Raw genomic sequence first — 15,329 nt, 5'->3', positions numbered from 1 at the left:
CTTCCCTCCTATCGAAGGGAAACTACAGATGTCCTAACAACTCGGTGATGCGGCGGTTAAACGTATGACGGTTCATCGTAGTGAGCAGACCTCGCCAAGCCATGATCTGACGTTCCTCATTATGATGCAGATAATAGTCGATCTTGCGTCTGCAGCTCTGCCGCTGTGGTGAAGGTCTCAATGTCATACCCGGGCTGATAATAGCGCGGCAAATCTCCACGCGTGTCGGTAATCTGCATCGTGCCGCAAGCAGCGATCTCATAAGTGCGAGGATTAATCGAACGCCCCTGCAGCTGGTGGGTGTTGCGGTTATCCTCACCGTTCTCGCAGGTCCGGTGCACGTTAATAACGATTTTGGCGCCATTGTAATAATTGACCGTTGCCCCCGGTTCAATCCAGCCTTCATGGATGAACTGTCCCAACACATCCAGCCGCGCCAACCGGTTCCACTGACTTCCGGCAATGAACACCTTTTTATCGGCGAGGTAAGGTGCCAGCTGATTGAACAGGTCTATTCGGTTCCAGAACCCTGTACCGATAAAACAGATGTCGTATTGATACTGGGGTTCTGTGCGGCGCGGATGAAACATCCCTGGATTTACGGCCAGCGGCATGTAGATAACGTGCTGTGCCCCTTGGCCTTTGTAGAAGGGCACGGCTGCCTCTTCATGGGTAAACACAACGTCGTAATGCTGACAGATGGATGCGGTATCCTCCGTAAAATAGGGATCATCCACAAACCATACTGCCGTCCGAATCCCCAATTCACGAATTCCCCTCACCTGCTCCAGATGATTCTCGGGAAACACATGCAGACCGTTCATAACCAGAACAACATCAGGTCGGTGATGATCCGCTTCCTGCAGCATCGCTGCTGGCGATCCAACAACGCATTCCCGAACGGACTGCTGCAGTGCCAATATGACACCTTCATCAATGGCGTCGAATCCCTGCGGGATATACAGCACCTTCATGTCCCGCAGAACCGGTTCAAACGGGTGCACCCGCTCCATGATGGCCTGACAGCCGCCAAACCTGCGGCCTTCTGCATATCCGCCGCGGTAGGCCGCCTCCGCTTCAGTCAGCGGGCGGTTTCTTCGTTTTGCCACATTCTTCACCCTGTCTTCCTTCAAGGAGGTCCCTTTACAGACTCTCCACGAGATTGGTCTTCCCTCTAAAGGATATGCCCCGGGGTCAGATGCATCATGGACGGGTGTCCTGCAGGGCTCAAAATTGGCGTCTGCCCTCCATTTTCGCCTGCACGGGCATGTCCGCTCGTGCGGTCAATACAAATAACCCGGAGGATCAATCCCCCGGGCTTCAGCCGTTACTTGTATTGTCGTAATAGACGTTAAGTCGTACGTCCAATGGTGCTTCGCTGCATTTTCGAGATGTGCAGCTTGTTAGTTCTCGGATGCATCCGTATTTCGAGATGCATTAACCGAAACATCCAGACCTTCCGAATCTTTTACGACGGTGTTGGTTAGGGCTGTATTTTTAACGTCCGCATTTGTTACTGTGCTTTGTATGCCAACTGATGTCCGTCCTCGAATCCCTTGGCGAAACCTGCGTTGAATCCCTCGTTGTACGCCTCGTTGTAACCCTGACTGTATGCGCTGTCCGGGTTTGGATCGGTAGGGGTAGCCGGGACGACAGGTCGTACGGGTTTCTTGGTCCGGTGCCTCTGCACCGCACGTTTCTTTTTTTTCAGCCACGCGCTGCGCCCTTTACCTGTGCGTTTATGAACGACACGTTTGGATTTCAGCGCACGCAGCTTACGGATTTTACGCAGACGGGCACCGCGTGTTACCAATGCACGTTTGGATTTCAGCCTAGACTTCTTTTTTAACATATCAGCATTCCTCCTGTAGGTCCCCGGCGGCACGGATCGCACATCCGGGGTCTTTAAGCCAAGGCAGACCCGGCTCCCCATAACGAATTCGAGTCAGCCTGATCCCCGTGACCATACGAGACATCTCTTCCTGATAACGGCTGAGCAGACGTATGTTCTCAGCGAGACTGCGGGCGGATACTTCCGAATGAGAAGATACACTGGCAACACTGTCCAGAATGCGGGCGAGTGCCTGCTGGCTGTGTGCAATGGATTCGATGAGCGCCAGTTTAACCTCCTGCTCACGCTGCATCAGACTCATTTCCCCATATCCCCGAGATCCATGCCGCCAAACATGCCCCCGTCCATTCCGCCGCCATCTTCGCTGTCATTCTGGACCATCACAGCCTTCAGGTTGCTGCACAGTCCCGTTTCCATCCGGGTTAACCCTTCCAACAGTTCCACCAACTGCTCATGCATTTTAAGCGGTTCACCCACCTGATCGCTATGAGTCAAAAAGCTGTCCCCGTTCAGATGATTCAGCGTCCAGTTCCGTACCTTCTCCGCCTCAATGGCCTTGGCCTCCAGAATCAGCGCGATATTCCACTGCATCTTGGCTGCGGCATCCAGCATCAGAATGAGGCTTTGTTCTCTGCTCATGTTTCATCACCCGCCTTCCGGGCTTATTCTTCATCTTGTACCGCAATCTCCCGCATGACCTGGGTCAGCGTCTCGGCCACAGCTTCTTCCAGATCAGCAAGCCCCCCCAGGTAGGAGATAATGCTTTTGTTAATCTGTCCCGAGCTGTCCAGCAAACCTTCAACCCCATCCAGCTCCGGCTCGTTATCCGGCAAATGATGGATGATCTCCGACATGCGTACAGCAACCTGACGTTTGGCATCCAATACCCGTGCGATCTGCTGGTGGGAATGTGCAATATGTGTAATAATCTCATCGATTTTGCTCTGCATGGTGCTCCTCCTTTCGGTTAAGGCCTGCTTCACCCATAGAAAAACCCGGCCTATCAGCATTTGCCTGCTACAGCATATGCCGGGCCGGGCGCGTCAGTTACTCCAGCTTGCGCCTATATCGTTAAATTACACAACTCCCTTATATCTTTAAATTGTTCAACTCCCTACGTCCTTAAATTACATAGCTCCAATCGGAAGAGTAACGGCTGAGGAATTGACGGGTTCGTTCCTGCTGCGGTCTGGTGAACACTTCTTCCGGTGTTCCTTCTTCCACAACGTTTCCGCCATCCATAAAAACAACCCGATTTGCCACTTCACGAGCAAAGCCCATCTCATGGGTAACCACAATCATCGTAATTCCTTTCCTGGCGATTGAACGAATCACCGCCAGTACCTCTCCCACCAGCTCGGGATCCAGTGCAGACGTCGGTTCATCGAACAAAATCACTTCCGGGTTGAGTGCCAGTGCCCGGGCTATGCCGACTCGCCTGCTGTCCACCGGACAGCATGCTGGGGTATGCGTCGATTTTGCCGGACAATCCGACCTGCTCCAGTACGTGAAGAGCGCGAGTCCGAGCATCTGCTTTGGATATTTTTTGGGCAATAATCAGCCCTTCGGTCACATTCTCCAGCACGGTCTTGTGTTTGAACAGATTATAATGCTGGAACACCATCGCTGTTTTCCGCCTCAGCTGCACGATGTCATGTTTGCGTGCATGCCTGCAGTCCACCGTCAGCCCGCTGATCTGAACTCTGCCCTCATCAGCACGTTCCAGAAAGTTCACGCAGCGAAGCAGCGTTGTTTTCCCCGATCCGCTTGGTCCGAGAACAGCGACGACATCACCCTGCTCCACGGTTAGATCGATACCTTTGAGCACCTTCTGCTGCCCAAAAGACTTATGAATATTGGACAAAGAAATCATGATACGCCTCCTTTGCTGTATACGGCAGCTCTGCGTTCAAGCAGCGCAGTGATTCGCTCGGCAATGACGGTAATCCCCCAATATATGATGGCCGCGGCAATAAAGGCCTCCAGAAATTTCAAACTGACGGAAGCGACCACATCCGCCTTGCCGAGAATATCCATCTGGGAAACGGTGAAGGCAAGCGTTGAGCCGTGCAGGAATCCGACAAACATGCTGCAGAGATTCGGGAGAACAGCACCAATGGCCTGGGGTATAATAATACGCCGCAGCGCCTGAAACGTGCTCATGCCTACGGCATGGGCTGCCTCCATCTGCCCGCCATCTACAGCCAGAATGCCGGAACGGATAATTTCAGACATATAAGCGCCGGCCGTCAGTGAGAATGCTATCAGCACAAAAACGAGTATGGGAATCGAAGACGATTGAAACGCCCAACCATAACGTTCAGCCAAACGATCAATGATCATCGGAATACCGTAGTAGATCAGAAACAGATGCATCAGCATCGGAGTTCCGCGCAGAAATGATACGTAATACGATGCGATGTGGTGAAGCCATCGTACACGGTAGATTCGGATCAGTGCGGTCCCCAGACCAATACCAAAACCCGCAATCAGCGGCACAATCGTAATGACCATTGTGAGCGGCAATGCCTCCAGAATCTGAAAGAAAGAGGTATAGATAAAATGCAGATCAATCGACATGTGCTCACCCCGCTATTCGTTTCAGGCGTTCAGCAGTTCGTAACGCCGGCTTGGATATGACCCTTTTTCGTTCATGACGCTGCAGTCTGCGTTCAGTTACGGCAAACCCTTTTTCAAGCAAAATAACGATGACATAATATACGATGGACAAACTGATATATACCTCAAGCGCATGTGATGTTGACGAGATCAGCGTTTGTCCCCTGCCCACCATATCCATCACCCCGATGGAAAACGCAAGGGAAGTATCCTTCAATGAACCGATTAACGTGTTGGCCATATTGGGAAAAGCAACCACCAGCGCCTGTGGTACAACAATCCGCCGAAACGACTGGAAAGTTGTCAGCCCCGCAGCATAAGCCGCCTCGGTCTGGCCTTTATCCACACTGCGCACTGCACCTCGAAAGATTTCGGCAAACGATGCCGCATCACTGAATGCATAAGTCAAGATGACAAACAGCAGCGGGTCAGTCCGTGATAAGTCGATACCCAGCGGTTTCAGCAGCTCTGGCAGGCCATAATATACGAGAAACAGCTTAATCAGAATCGGCGTGCCTCGCATGAACGAAATATACAGGGTCGCTAACTGGCTCAAGACCGGAATCTGATAGAGCCGGGGCACGGCCAGCAGCACACCGCCCACAAGTCCAAGCATTATGGAGCCGCCAAGTACAATCAGTGTAATATGCAGATATCGAAGCAGTTCCGGGACGAAGTCCAGAACAAGTGACAGATCAAACGCTTTTCCCATGACCACCTGCACACCTTTCTCTAACTCTTTCTCGTTCTCATCGTTGTTCTCTTTCTTGATTATTCTTCAACAGTGTAGTTGGCCCCAAGCCATTCTTTGCTCAGTTTAGCCAGCGTTCCATCTGCCTTGATGGATTTAAGTGCTTCATCTACCTTAGTTTTCAGTTCCTGCTCATCCTTGTTCAGAATAAAGTACACTTTGGAGTTGGACAGCGCGTCCCCTACCGTCTTCAGCTGTGCATCCACAGCTTTGTTCTGATAATCGATGGCAAACTGTGTGCTGATGGTGGCATCCACCCGTCCTGTTTTGATCTGGGTAATTGTGTCTTCTCCGGCTCCGGAGTAGACAATGTCGATCGTATTACCGTGTGCCGCATTCCATTTCTCAGCGAGTACCGCTGCATTGCTGGTCGCACCAACGATCAATTTTTTGCCTTCCAGGTCGTCCATGGAATGCACGGTATCGTTTTTCTGGCTCACCACAACTTTATTTGGAAAAATATTATAAGCTTCGTCGTTAAACAGGAACTTGGCCTGTCTCTCTTCATTCACTTCCATCTGATGTGCAATCAGATCAATTTTTTTCGTTTCAAGACTCAGCAGCAGGTTTTTGAAATCCATCGTGCTGAACTCAAACTCATAATCAGGTAAGCGCTTGTCGATCTCGCGGATCAATTCTACATCGTATCCGGTCAATTGGCCTTTATCGTCTATGAAGCAGACATTCGGGAACTGAGTGCCCGTTCCTACAATGATTTTTTTCACTTTGGCACTGCCTTCTGCCGCTGCAGCTCCCGAATCTTTACTGGCTGTACCTGTACTGCATCCTGCCAGCACCGCCATCATGGTGATGAACAGCAGCGCTGTTCGGAAATTCAGTATCCCCCGTTCTTTAACCATTCCCATTCTCCTCCACAGGCTGTAGATACAGCTTAATAAGTTGTTTCCCTGTTCCGAATCTTTATCAACAACCATTCTTACTTGTATAGTCGGAATTAGGTTGATCACAGAATAGCATTCGAAGTGAAATCAGAGCAATATGCTGGTTAATAGGACATTCCGATATGCTTATAGAACTTCTCTATTCCAAGCAAAAAAGCCACCTCCTTTACGTGCGGAGCATGGCTTTGTACGTTCATATGAAGTTATATGCGTCTGGATCATCATGTAATTTGTAATTCAATCTTGTCTCAACTCAATCGTGGGTATGCCTGCTTACATGTTAACCATGTCAGATACCTTATCATCAGGTATCATTTACCTTCGGCTGGCCCATTTGATTTTACGTGCCACTTCCACCCGCTGCAGCTGCAAAACACCAACACGTTCTTCGAACTTTTTTCGTTCATCCACAGAATGAGCGGCATGAATCTGATGACATAGACCTGTCAATTTGCTGTTGATGTAATCGAATCTCATCCATAATTCTTCTTCAGGAGTATGATGCTGCTCCGGTGCCGTTTGAAATATTTTGAGCTGCTGGATAAGGGACTGGCGCCATTCCTGATCTTGAATTTGGATGGCAAAATGCAAAAGATCCAGATAATCATCAATTTGCAACGAAATGTCGCAATCAGGCTTAGTGTTCATCGTCGTCTCTCCTTATTTCAATGCTTGGCTGGAATCAGTTACCTCCTATTTTACAGGAACAAGCCCTATGAAAGCGAGTACTGAACGACACAATTTTGGAAAAAAATTTGTTTTTTTTCGACTAAAAGGGCTTTACTTTTCCAATATGATCATTTTCATTGCTTTTTAGGACATATGTCATGCAAATCATAATAAAAACCCGCTATTGGAGAATAGATTCTCTAAGCGGGTTTGATTTATTTTTGCAAGCTAGTGCAGGCTGCGCAGGCATGTTTTTAGTTTACCTGTGCTGTCCATCTCTTATACCGGATTTGACCCAAAAGGATGACTGGTTACCGCGCTGCTGTCCTCGTCATCAGCAGCATGAGAAATGAGATCACGATAATGGAAATGGTCCAGGCCCAGGCCATCGGCTGATTTCCCGAATCAACAGCAACATAAATGGCCGTTGGCACCGTTTGTGTTTTGCCCGGAATATTACCTGCAATCATCAGGGTTGCGCCAAACTCTCCCAGTGCACGGGCAAAGCCCAGAATAAACGCTGTTATTAAAGCTCTGCCCGCAAGCGGCATCGTAATATACCGGAACACCTGCCATTCATTGGCCCCGATCGACCGCCCTGCATCCTCCAGATCTCGATCCACTCCGTTAAAACCGGATTTCATCGTCTGATACACCAGCGGAAAAGCCACTACGACCGAAGCAATGACAGCGGCCCACCATGAAAAAATGACAGGAGCCGAAAAGATCGCCTCGATCCAGCGTCCAAGCAGACTCCTGCGGCCCAGAATGACCAAAAGCAGGAACCCAACGACCGTTGGAGGAAGCACAAGCGGAAGCATCAGAATCGTTTCCAGAAAAATTTTACCGCGAAATGCAGTACGTGACATTTTCCAAGCGACAGCTACCCCCACCACAACCGCTATAACGCTGGATAACAGCGCCACCTGAAGGGACAGACGCACCGGGGGCCAGAACACGGACCAGTCGATCGCGTTCATATTCATTTCGGAATCGAAAATCCGTATTTCGCAAAGATATCCAGCACTTCAGGTGTTTGCAGATAAGCATAGAATTGTTCAGCTTCAGTGCGATGTTTCGTACCTGTAATGATGCCTAGCGGATAATTGGCAGGTGTGTAACTGCTTTTATCTACTTCAAACGCAATCTTTACCTGCTTGGAAGTCAGTGCATCTGTTTTATACACAAATCCTGCATCCGCATTACCTGTTTCTACATATTGAAGCACCTGTCTTACGTCTTTGCCTTGAACAAGTTTTGGCTCAAGCTGATCCCAAAGCTTCGCATTGGTCAAAGCTTCCTTCGCATAAGTACCTGCAGGTACGCTCTCTGGAATGCCAATGGCTACCGTTTTGATGCCATCATTCGTTAAATCCCTCTCACTGGCTACTGCCTTTGTCCCATCCGCCGGTACAATGGCTGCCAATGAATTTTGAAGCAGGTTCTTCTGATCGCTTGAGGCAATCAGGTTCTCATCAACCAAGGCTTTCATATTTTTCGCAGACGCCGATACAAAAATATCTGCCGGTGCTCCCTGCTCGATCTGCTGCTGTAATGCACCGGACGCTCCGAAGTTAAAGCTCAGGCTGATATTCGGATTGGCTTGTTCAAAATTCGTCTGGATCTCCTTCATTGCATCGGTCAGACTCGCTGCAGCGGATATCGTCAGCTCGACTTTTTCCTGTGGCTCAGTCGCTGCTGGCGTTGTCTTTTCACCAGATGCCGCTGGTGCAGAAGCTGCTGATTGATTCGCGGAAGAAGCCGCCGCATCCTGCTTATTTGTGTCTGTGTTAGCTCCGCAGCCAGCCAGTGCAAGCGCCAGCCCCAGTGACATAGTTCCAAGTACATATGTAATTCGTTTGTTCATTCGTTCTCCCCCAAATTCCATGTTTAATATCTGTTTAGTTATAACTAGATATAATTGATTATAACTAATTATACACAGAACATACGAAATAGAAAGGTGACATTAATCACATTCTACATTCCAGACAATATGTCAGCTATTTATTGTGCGTTCTAAGGTTTATGCGTGTCTTCAAATAATGGTATAGTACAAGAAACACCATTGTATCGATGGGAATAAGAATTAGAATATGAGTGGATTACACATATAGGGTTTCAATATAAAATTTTAACGCCTTTATAATATAGAGGGAGGTTCTTCACTAATGACGGAGGAGCAATCCTACACAACCGAAGAAATAGCCAAGCTGCTTAAAATATCCAAACTAACCGTCTATGATTTGATTAAAAAGGGAGACCTTGTCGCCTACCGAGTGGGCAAACAGATGCGCATCGATGCTGCCGATCTGGATGCTTACAAACGCCGTTCCAAGCAGCTCCAGTCCCCGGCACATGCACAACAAAATGCATTGCCAGGAACGACAACAACCGAGCAGCTGTCGACTGATGCTGTCCAGAAGCATAGTCCAGCTGCTGGCTTATCCACAGTCACGGGTCAAGTCGAGTCTCAGCATGCGATGACATCTAATCATAGGGTAGCGTCACTTTCTCAAACGGCTTCACCTTCATTCGCAAGCGGTCTGGCCGGATACGGTCAGAACATCGCGGGTTCGGCTCGACATCTCGTCATTACGGGTCAGGACGTCAGTCTGGATATTCTGATGCGTCACATGGAGAAGCAATCCCGGGACATTCGTCCGCTACGTTCTTTCATGGGTAGTCTGGATGGGCTAATCTCGATGTATCGGGGAGAGTCCGACCTGGTCAGCACTCATCTGCTGGACGGAGACACGGGGGAGTATAATCTGCCGTATATTCGCAAAATTTTAACCGGCTGGTCCTATGTCGTGGTCAATCTGTTGTCTCGCCCTGCCGGTCTATATGTTCCACGCGGTAACCCCCGTCAATTGAACGACTGGACCGATCTAAACCAATCCGACCTGCGCCTCGCGAATCGGGAAAAAGGTTCTGGCGCCAGAGTGCTGCTGGACGAGCAGTTACGGCTGCACGGGATATCTGCTGCCGGACTGCTGGGATATGATGTGGAGGAAACAAGTCATATGGGTGTCGCAGCCAAAGTCAGCTCCGGCGAAGCCGATGTAGGTGTCGGCATAGAGAAGGCCGCTCGCCTTGTCGGGCAAGTCGATTTCATTCCTCTCGTGCAGGAGCGCTACGACTTGGTCATGCTGAGAAAACAGGGAAACGAGGCCTGGATTGAATCCGTTCTGCACATCCTCCGATCTCCAGAGTTCAGACAAGAATTGCGAGCATTTGAAGGATATGACGTATCGCGTACGGGTGAAGTTTTATTTGAGGCTTAGTAAAGAGTAGGTCGAGAAAATTTGAGTGTGCATGAAGTGGTAGGTGCTTCTCCACCTACACTCCTCACGCTAACGATCACCAGAGAGCTTATTTAGCCACATTTCGCATTTTGAAAATTCTAACGATCACCACAGAGCTTATTCGGCTGAAAATCACCGATTTCCCCACCAAAATCGCTATTTCTAGCAAAATAACGCTTCTACGGATCGTTAGAATTTCAAACCCGCTTTTTTGAGGTGAATAGCGTTCCTGGGGATCGTTAGAATTTTGGACTAGAAGAATTTCGGGGGCACGAGCCGGGCCTACTGCAGCCGCTTCATTCGCATACTCCACTTATTCGCACTACCCAGCTATTCCACCTACTCTCACCCTTCTCTTCCTTCTCTTCCTTCTTTCGGCCTGTGCCAGTGTCTAACATTATGGTGTTCCATCTCCGTATGTGCAATCTTGCACGATAAAACAAAAAGAGGACCCCAATCGTTGTTCACGATTCCGATCCCCGTATAGCCAATGCGCGCTTCTCCAGTTATTTTAGTTATTCCAGTTCTATGACCAGATGCACCATTATTATTTGTTTAATCACGTTCGCGCCAAAACATCCCGGATTCATCACGTTCCACTTGCTCCAAGACATCCTCAAAATCGAAACATGGCACAGCAATGTCTGCCGGACTCCAGCTGTGCTGATCATCGCTAGCGTACACCTTCCACTGGTCTCCCTCCCAGTAAAAGCGAGCAATCGGCATTCGCTCCCACTGATGTCGTTGTCCAGCTGCACGTTCTTCATTGAGAATCAACTCATTATCCTTCATCTCGTAGGTTAACTTCACCATCGTCCGCAGCTCTGCTGGTACTTTCTCATGGACATAACCGTTCATCAAGGATACAATGCGTCGCTGCGTAAACATATCCAACATGGGAGAGACCTCCTTATCAAGAACTCCGCTTATCATACTTACCAGCTGGACTTGGTAACTCCCGGAATCTGACCTTGATGAGCCAGTTCACGGAATTTGATCCGGGAAACTTTGAATTTGCGCAGATATCCACGCGGACGACCCGTGATCTCGCAACGACTTTTTAATCGCGTTGGTGAAGCGTTACGGGGCAGCTTTTGCAGCGCCTCATAATCACCTTTTTCCTTCAGTTCCCGGCGTAGATCCGCATACTTCGCTACGATTTCCTGCCGTTGTTTCTCACGCACGACCTTTGATTTTTTAGCCATCTTCAACAGCTCCTTGTCCGATTTGAATTTTGTATAAAGATTGATAAAACCAGACCTGCTCCCTAACTGCCTAAAACTGCCTGCATCCATCCTGATATCGCTTATGTTCTCATACCTCTTTTACACAGCCTTGACAGGCCAGGGTAACGGATTTTCAAAATGCCCCCAATCCGCCAGCATCTCTTCATCGCTGAGCAGACATTGATCCAGTTCATCTTCAATGATGGAACGCTCCATATCAATGCCGATCATGACCAGTTCCGTTTGGCGATCGCCCCACTCGGCATCCCATTTTGCAAGCACATCCGGCTCCGTTCGCAAAATCTCTTGCTTGTCCGCTTCCGGCAGCGCGGCAACCCAATGCCCGGCAGGCCCGAACTGGATGGACGGCCCCGCCTGACTCAGACTGGCAGCCACATCTCCTTCAGCGGCAAGCCATACCAGCCCTTTGGCACGTACGACTTCTTCTGGCCAATAGCTCATGAATTCAGCCAGACGGGAAGGATGAAACGGCTTCCTACGGCGGTAAACGAATGATCCGATACCGTATTCTTCGGTCTCTGGCGTGTGGGACTCTTTTTCCAACTCCTGAATCCACCCCGCCGACATGCTTACTTTCTCAAAATCAAACCGTCCCGTATTCAAAATCTCCACCGGGTTCACCTGTCCGTTCACCGTACGAATGATTTTGGCACTCGGCTGCGAGCTTGCGGATAATACCCTCCAGTTTGTGAAGCTCTGCTTCTTCCACAAGGTCACACTTGTTCAGCAGCAGCACATCACAGGTTTCGATCTGATCGATGAGCAAATCCACTATGTCACGGGTATCGTCTTCCCCGGTCGCCTGATTCCGATCCAGCAAGCTTTGTCCCGAAGCATAGTCATGCCAGAAACGGTTAGCATCAACGACAGTCACGAGACAATCCAGCTTTGCCAGTCGTGTCAGATCGATGCCTGTCTCTTCATCGGCATATGTAAATGTCTGTGCCACCGGAACAGGTTCGCTGATGCCTGTGGACTCAATCAGGATGTAGTCATACTTGCCTTCGTTCACCAGCTTTTCGATCTCCTGCATCAGATCATCACGAAGGGTGCAGCATATGCAGCCGTTAGACATTTCCACCAGTTTCTCTTCGGTACGAGAAAGTATGGCCCCTCCCTTCACCATCGCCGCATCCATGTTGACCTCACTCATGTCGTTCACGATCACAGCAACTTTCAGCCCCTGCCGATTGTGCAGCACATGATTCAGAACCGTTGTTTTGCCTGATCCAAGGTAACCGCTGAGAACGGTCACCGGTATTTGCTTTTGTGTCATATAGATCTACTCCTTATAGGTACGGTTCACCTTGATCGGTGGATCATCTCTTTAATAGTAATTATTACGATTAACAACAATGACTATAATCCTGACTGCCGCCGTTGTCAAATCTTTTTTCGTACTCCTAACCAAAAATAGTGAAAAAAAGCTTATGATTGCCCCACATCGCATAGGTCGTATGCGCTTTGCAGAGAAATTCATAAGCTTTATCTAAATTAATTCATCGGCACAGCATTGGACTGATTCCCGGCTTCCATCCGCTGTCTGAAAAACACCACGACAATCAATGCGGCAGCAGAGAGCAGCGTACAAACGGTAAACATCACGGAATAAGAGCTGATCTGCACTACAACGCCCATCGCCAGCCCGCCCAGCGAAAAACCGAGATCATACGAGGACATAAATATGCCCATAAGCACGTATCTCGAATCCGCAGGCAGCACAAAGGACAAATACGTGGTGAGGGTCGGATACAGCAGCGCCAGCGCAAACCCGCTAAATACCGCAGATATATAAACAAATGACCCAAGTATATCTATCAGGCTGAGCAGTTGTGTCCCCACCGCTGCCGAGAGCATCAGACCTGCCATAAGCCGCGTATTCCAGCTGCCGTCCGAAGGAATTTTTTTACGCAAAATAAATCGGCACAGGATCACGACCAGACCCTGAATTGTCAAAAAGATACCCGCACTCGCTGCACCTGTCGATACCATATAGAGCGGAAGAAACGTCGCTGTCGCTCCGAAAACACAGGAGGCAAACAGCATAACCACACTGCTGACGAGCAGTGGTGTACTGCGCCAGATGCCGCTGAACGAGCGCAGCATATCCCCCAGCGTATACGTTTTGTTCTGCACCGTGCTCTGCGGCAAATCCACCTTATACCCGAGCAGCAAAGGGAGTGCAGCCAGTCCAATCATCAGCAGCGTAAACGCCAGCTCACTGGCATTCTGCCAGATTTGAACCGCCAGAATCGGGATGACTAGCGAAGGCACCATCGTAAACAGAGTGTACATCGCCAGCCCTTGCGCACGATCATTATCCTCCAGTCTCTCCACGATGCCCGCCTGCATCGTCATCGAGAAAAATGCGGTCGCCACGCCCTGCAGTGCCCGCAGCCACAGATACGTTTCCACCCCGGACACGATAAACAGAAACAGCGTCCCGGCATGCAGCATCAGCAGCCATCGCATAACCCGGAGCGGTCCATGCTTGCCCAGCATCTGAGCGGCAAATGGCCGCAGCAGCATACAGGTGAACATGTAACTGCCCATCATCAGTCCAATTTCAGCCTGATTTAACCCGGCCGCTTCACTGCGTAAAGGCAAAATAATCGTCAACGCCGCATTCGCCGCAAAAAATAAAAAAGCCAGTATGTAAAACCCGATAAAGGAAAACGATACCGGATTTAATTTCCCACTGGATGTTGTTGTTACAGAAGATTTCAATAGTTCATACCTGCTTTCTCTAACACGTACCCACGTTCCCTGGGCGTCAGTTCATTGAGGTTCCGGTAGTCGCTTTACGCCGTTCATAGGCAAAAACGATCATCACCGCTCCTAGAATAGCACAGATCATGTACATAAATGAATAGGAAGACATGTCAGCGATCGGCCCCATGACCACACCGCCGAGCGAAATGCCCAAATCGGCTGTCGCAATAAATAAACCCATGAGTACATTGCGGTTCAATTGAGGCAAAACAAAGGACAGATACGTCGTGAGCGTTGGATATAAAATAGCTTGAGCAATCCCCATCAGAACAGCACCCAAATAAAAGAATATCATGCCTCCGGTAACGGAAAAGCTCACACACTGTGCCGCAACCGCCAGCAACAGCATCGTGGTCATGATAAACGGTGAATGCCACTTTCCGTCCGAAGGAATGCGTTTGCGGAGTCCGATTCGCGCCAGCACCACTGTACCCGCCTGCAGCATCAGATATACGCCAGCATTGCCGCTTGGAATCTGACTCGCATACAGCGGAATAAAGGTAGTAACCGCGCCAAATACAACCGATGCACTCAGCATCAGCACACTACAGCGGAATAACAATGGATTTTTCACCAGCTGTCCGAAGGATTCCCACATACTCACGTTCAGCCCAGATGCATCTGCAGCAGGCTTCGGTTCTTCCTTATTTTGTTCCATCCTGGCAGTATATCCGAATACACCCGTACAGACCGCGATCCCGATCAGCACCACTGTAAAATAATCCATGCCTCCGGTCTGCCAGACGGCTAAAGCCAGCACCGGGCCAACAATGCCCGGAATGTAGCTGAACAACGAATAATAGGAAATGCCCTGAGAACGGTCTTTCTCCGGTAGTGCATCAATGATGCCCATCTGCAGCGCCATGGAAAAAAAGGCCGTCGATACCCCTTGCAAAATACGGGCAATCAGATAACCGCCAAGCCCTGTAAACGTGTAGAGAATCAGCGCAAACCCATTGATAATCAGAATAATTCGTAACACTTTGATCGGCCCGTGCTTTTGAATGATTTTACCTGCCCACGGTCTGAAAAACATCGTTGTAAACATATACGCACCCATAATCAGCCCGATCGTCGTACTACTCGCACCGAGGAATGCCCCCTGCAATGGAATAATCACATTCAGAATGGCATTGGCACTGAAGTAGAGCAGCACCAAAATGTACAAACGCAAAAAAGGCCATGACATTGCCCCGCTCACAACGGATA

General features: G+C 49.4%; 17 protein-coding genes and 2 pseudogenes. 1 reads left to right on the top strand and 18 read right to left on the bottom strand.

Going from position 1 to position 15,329, the window contains the following annotated elements:
• Positions 1–22 precede the first annotated feature (22 nt).
• The 13 genes and pseudogenes from ABXS70_RS02565 to modA form a co-directional block, all read right to left on the bottom strand.
• Positions 23–187, bottom strand: coding sequence for a glycosyltransferase (locus ABXS70_RS02565; protein WP_366293641.1), 165 nt, complete (start codon positions 185–187; stop codon positions 23–25).
• Positions 120–1,109: a DUF3880 domain-containing protein gene (locus ABXS70_RS02560; RefSeq protein ID WP_366293638.1), complete on the bottom strand. Its 990-nt coding sequence runs from the start codon at positions 1,107–1,109 to the stop codon at positions 120–122. Before ABXS70_RS02560 ends, ABXS70_RS02565 begins: the two co-directional genes overlap by 68 nt.
• Positions 1,110–1,513: 404 nt before the next feature.
• Positions 1,514–1,852 carry a hypothetical protein gene (locus ABXS70_RS02555; RefSeq protein WP_342552606.1) on the bottom strand — a complete coding sequence of 113 codons (339 nt, stop codon included), beginning with the start codon at positions 1,850–1,852 and terminating at the stop codon, positions 1,514–1,516.
• Between the two features lies 1 nt (position 1,853).
• On the bottom strand, positions 1,854–2,153 hold the full coding sequence (locus tag ABXS70_RS02550; RefSeq protein WP_342552607.1) for a hypothetical protein: 300 nt from the start codon (positions 2,151–2,153) through the stop codon (positions 1,854–1,856).
• Entirely contained in the window at positions 2,150–2,491 is a 342-nt protein-coding gene (locus tag ABXS70_RS02545) for a restriction endonuclease subunit S (protein WP_342552608.1), read from the bottom strand. The genes ABXS70_RS02550 and ABXS70_RS02545 overlap by 4 nt, the downstream gene beginning before the upstream one ends.
• A gap of 23 nt (positions 2,492–2,514) precedes the next feature.
• Positions 2,515–2,802: a nucleoside-diphosphate sugar epimerase gene (locus ABXS70_RS02540; RefSeq protein ID WP_342552609.1), complete on the bottom strand. Its 288-nt coding sequence runs from the start codon at positions 2,800–2,802 to the stop codon at positions 2,515–2,517.
• 172 nt (positions 2,803–2,974) lie between these two features.
• A pseudogene (locus ABXS70_RS02535) lies at positions 2,975–3,725 on the bottom strand (amino acid ABC transporter ATP-binding protein).
• Positions 3,722–4,432: an amino acid ABC transporter permease gene (locus ABXS70_RS02530; RefSeq protein ID WP_342552611.1), complete on the bottom strand. Its 711-nt coding sequence runs from the start codon at positions 4,430–4,432 to the stop codon at positions 3,722–3,724. Before ABXS70_RS02530 ends, ABXS70_RS02535 begins: the two are co-directional and overlap by 4 nt.
• A gap of 4 nt (positions 4,433–4,436) precedes the next feature.
• Entirely contained in the window at positions 4,437–5,183 is a 747-nt protein-coding gene (locus ABXS70_RS02525) for an amino acid ABC transporter permease (RefSeq protein ID WP_342552612.1), read from the bottom strand.
• Between the two features lie 59 nt (positions 5,184–5,242).
• Positions 5,243–6,082, bottom strand: a complete 840-nt coding sequence (locus tag ABXS70_RS02520) for a transporter substrate-binding domain-containing protein (protein WP_342552613.1) — start codon at positions 6,080–6,082, stop codon at positions 5,243–5,245.
• 357 nt (positions 6,083–6,439) lie between these two features.
• Positions 6,440–6,772: a hypothetical protein gene (locus ABXS70_RS02515; protein ID WP_342552614.1), complete on the bottom strand. Its 333-nt coding sequence runs from the start codon at positions 6,770–6,772 to the stop codon at positions 6,440–6,442.
• Positions 6,773–7,104: 332 nt separating this feature from the next.
• Positions 7,105–7,779 (bottom strand): molybdate ABC transporter permease subunit, encoded by a 675-nt coding sequence (gene modB, locus ABXS70_RS02510; RefSeq protein ID WP_342552615.1) that lies wholly within the window; start codon positions 7,777–7,779, stop codon positions 7,105–7,107.
• The gene (gene modA / locus ABXS70_RS02505; RefSeq protein ID WP_366293630.1) at positions 7,776–8,660 is read right to left on the bottom strand and encodes a molybdate ABC transporter substrate-binding protein; all 885 of its coding nucleotides are present in this window, start codon (positions 8,658–8,660) and stop codon (positions 7,776–7,778) included. Before modA ends, modB begins: the two co-directional genes overlap by 4 nt.
• Before the next feature lie 304 nt (positions 8,661–8,964).
• Between modA and ABXS70_RS02500 the strand changes: the two genes are divergently transcribed.
• Positions 8,965–10,080, top strand: a complete 1,116-nt coding sequence (locus ABXS70_RS02500; protein WP_342552617.1) for a helix-turn-helix transcriptional regulator — start codon at positions 8,965–8,967, stop codon at positions 10,078–10,080.
• A gap of 576 nt (positions 10,081–10,656) precedes the next feature.
• Here ABXS70_RS02500 and ABXS70_RS02495 read toward each other — a convergent pair.
• The 5 genes and pseudogenes from ABXS70_RS02495 to ABXS70_RS02475 all read right to left on the bottom strand — a co-directional run bounded on the left by ABXS70_RS02495 (position 10,657) and on the right by ABXS70_RS02475 (position 15,321).
• Positions 10,657–10,998 (bottom strand): DUF3024 domain-containing protein, encoded by a 342-nt coding sequence (locus ABXS70_RS02495; protein WP_342552618.1) that lies wholly within the window; start codon positions 10,996–10,998, stop codon positions 10,657–10,659.
• Positions 10,999–11,036: 38 nt separating this feature from the next.
• On the bottom strand, positions 11,037–11,306 hold the full coding sequence (gene rpsN, locus ABXS70_RS02490; RefSeq protein WP_342552619.1) for a 30S ribosomal protein S14: 270 nt from the start codon (positions 11,304–11,306) through the stop codon (positions 11,037–11,039).
• A gap of 120 nt (positions 11,307–11,426) precedes the next feature.
• Positions 11,427–12,624, bottom strand: a pseudogene (locus tag ABXS70_RS02485) (GTP-binding protein).
• A gap of 218 nt (positions 12,625–12,842) precedes the next feature.
• Positions 12,843–14,075 (bottom strand): MFS transporter, encoded by a 1,233-nt coding sequence (locus ABXS70_RS02480; protein ID WP_366293626.1) that lies wholly within the window; start codon positions 14,073–14,075, stop codon positions 12,843–12,845.
• 46 nt (positions 14,076–14,121) lie between these two features.
• Entirely contained in the window at positions 14,122–15,321 is a 1,200-nt protein-coding gene (locus ABXS70_RS02475; RefSeq protein WP_366293623.1) for an MFS transporter, read from the bottom strand.
• Between the last annotated feature and the right edge of the window lie 8 nt (positions 15,322–15,329).

This window comes from Paenibacillus sp. AN1007, assembly GCF_040702995.1.
Taxonomy (GTDB): Bacteria; Bacillota; Bacilli; order Paenibacillales; family Paenibacillaceae; genus Paenibacillus.
The sequence above is the reverse complement of the archived record's forward strand: the minus strand, read 5'-3'. Positions and strand labels throughout refer to the sequence as shown.

What these genes read in the sequence shown, in the direction of transcription:
- ABXS70_RS02550 (WP_342552607.1), bottom strand. Translation starts at nt 2,153, where the DNA reads ATGAGTCTGATGCAGCGTGAGCAGGAGGTTAAACTGGCGCTCATCGAA.
- ABXS70_RS02520 (WP_342552613.1), bottom strand. Translation starts at nt 6,082, where the DNA reads ATGGTTAAAGAACGGGGGATACTGAATTTCCGAACAGCGCTGCTGTTC.
- ABXS70_RS02565 (WP_366293641.1), bottom strand. Translation starts at nt 187, where the DNA reads ATGACATTGAGACCTTCACCACAGCGGCAGAGCTGCAGACGCAAGATC.
- ABXS70_RS02515 (WP_342552614.1), bottom strand. Translation starts at nt 6,772, where the DNA reads ATGAACACTAAGCCTGATTGCGACATTTCGTTGCAAATTGATGATTAT.
- ABXS70_RS02555 (WP_342552606.1), bottom strand. Translation starts at nt 1,852, where the DNA reads ATGTTAAAAAAGAAGTCTAGGCTGAAATCCAAACGTGCATTGGTAACA.
- ABXS70_RS02500 (WP_342552617.1), top strand. Translation starts at nt 8,965, where the DNA reads ATGACGGAGGAGCAATCCTACACAACCGAAGAAATAGCCAAGCTGCTT.
- modA (WP_366293630.1), bottom strand. Translation starts at nt 8,660, where the DNA reads ATGAACAAACGAATTACATATGTACTTGGAACTATGTCACTGGGGCTG.
- ABXS70_RS02525 (WP_342552612.1), bottom strand. Translation starts at nt 5,183, where the DNA reads ATGGGAAAAGCGTTTGATCTGTCACTTGTTCTGGACTTCGTCCCGGAA.
- modB (WP_342552615.1), bottom strand. Translation starts at nt 7,779, where the DNA reads ATGAATATGAACGCGATCGACTGGTCCGTGTTCTGGCCCCCGGTGCGT.
- ABXS70_RS02545 (WP_342552608.1), bottom strand. Translation starts at nt 2,491, where the DNA reads ATGAGCAGAGAACAAAGCCTCATTCTGATGCTGGATGCCGCAGCCAAG.
- ABXS70_RS02530 (WP_342552611.1), bottom strand. Translation starts at nt 4,432, where the DNA reads ATGTCGATTGATCTGCATTTTATCTATACCTCTTTCTTTCAGATTCTG.
- ABXS70_RS02540 (WP_342552609.1), bottom strand. Translation starts at nt 2,802, where the DNA reads ATGCAGAGCAAAATCGATGAGATTATTACACATATTGCACATTCCCAC.
- rpsN (WP_342552619.1), bottom strand. Translation starts at nt 11,306, where the DNA reads ATGGCTAAAAAATCAAAGGTCGTGCGTGAGAAACAACGGCAGGAAATC.
- ABXS70_RS02495 (WP_342552618.1), bottom strand. Translation starts at nt 10,998, where the DNA reads ATGTTGGATATGTTTACGCAGCGACGCATTGTATCCTTGATGAACGGT.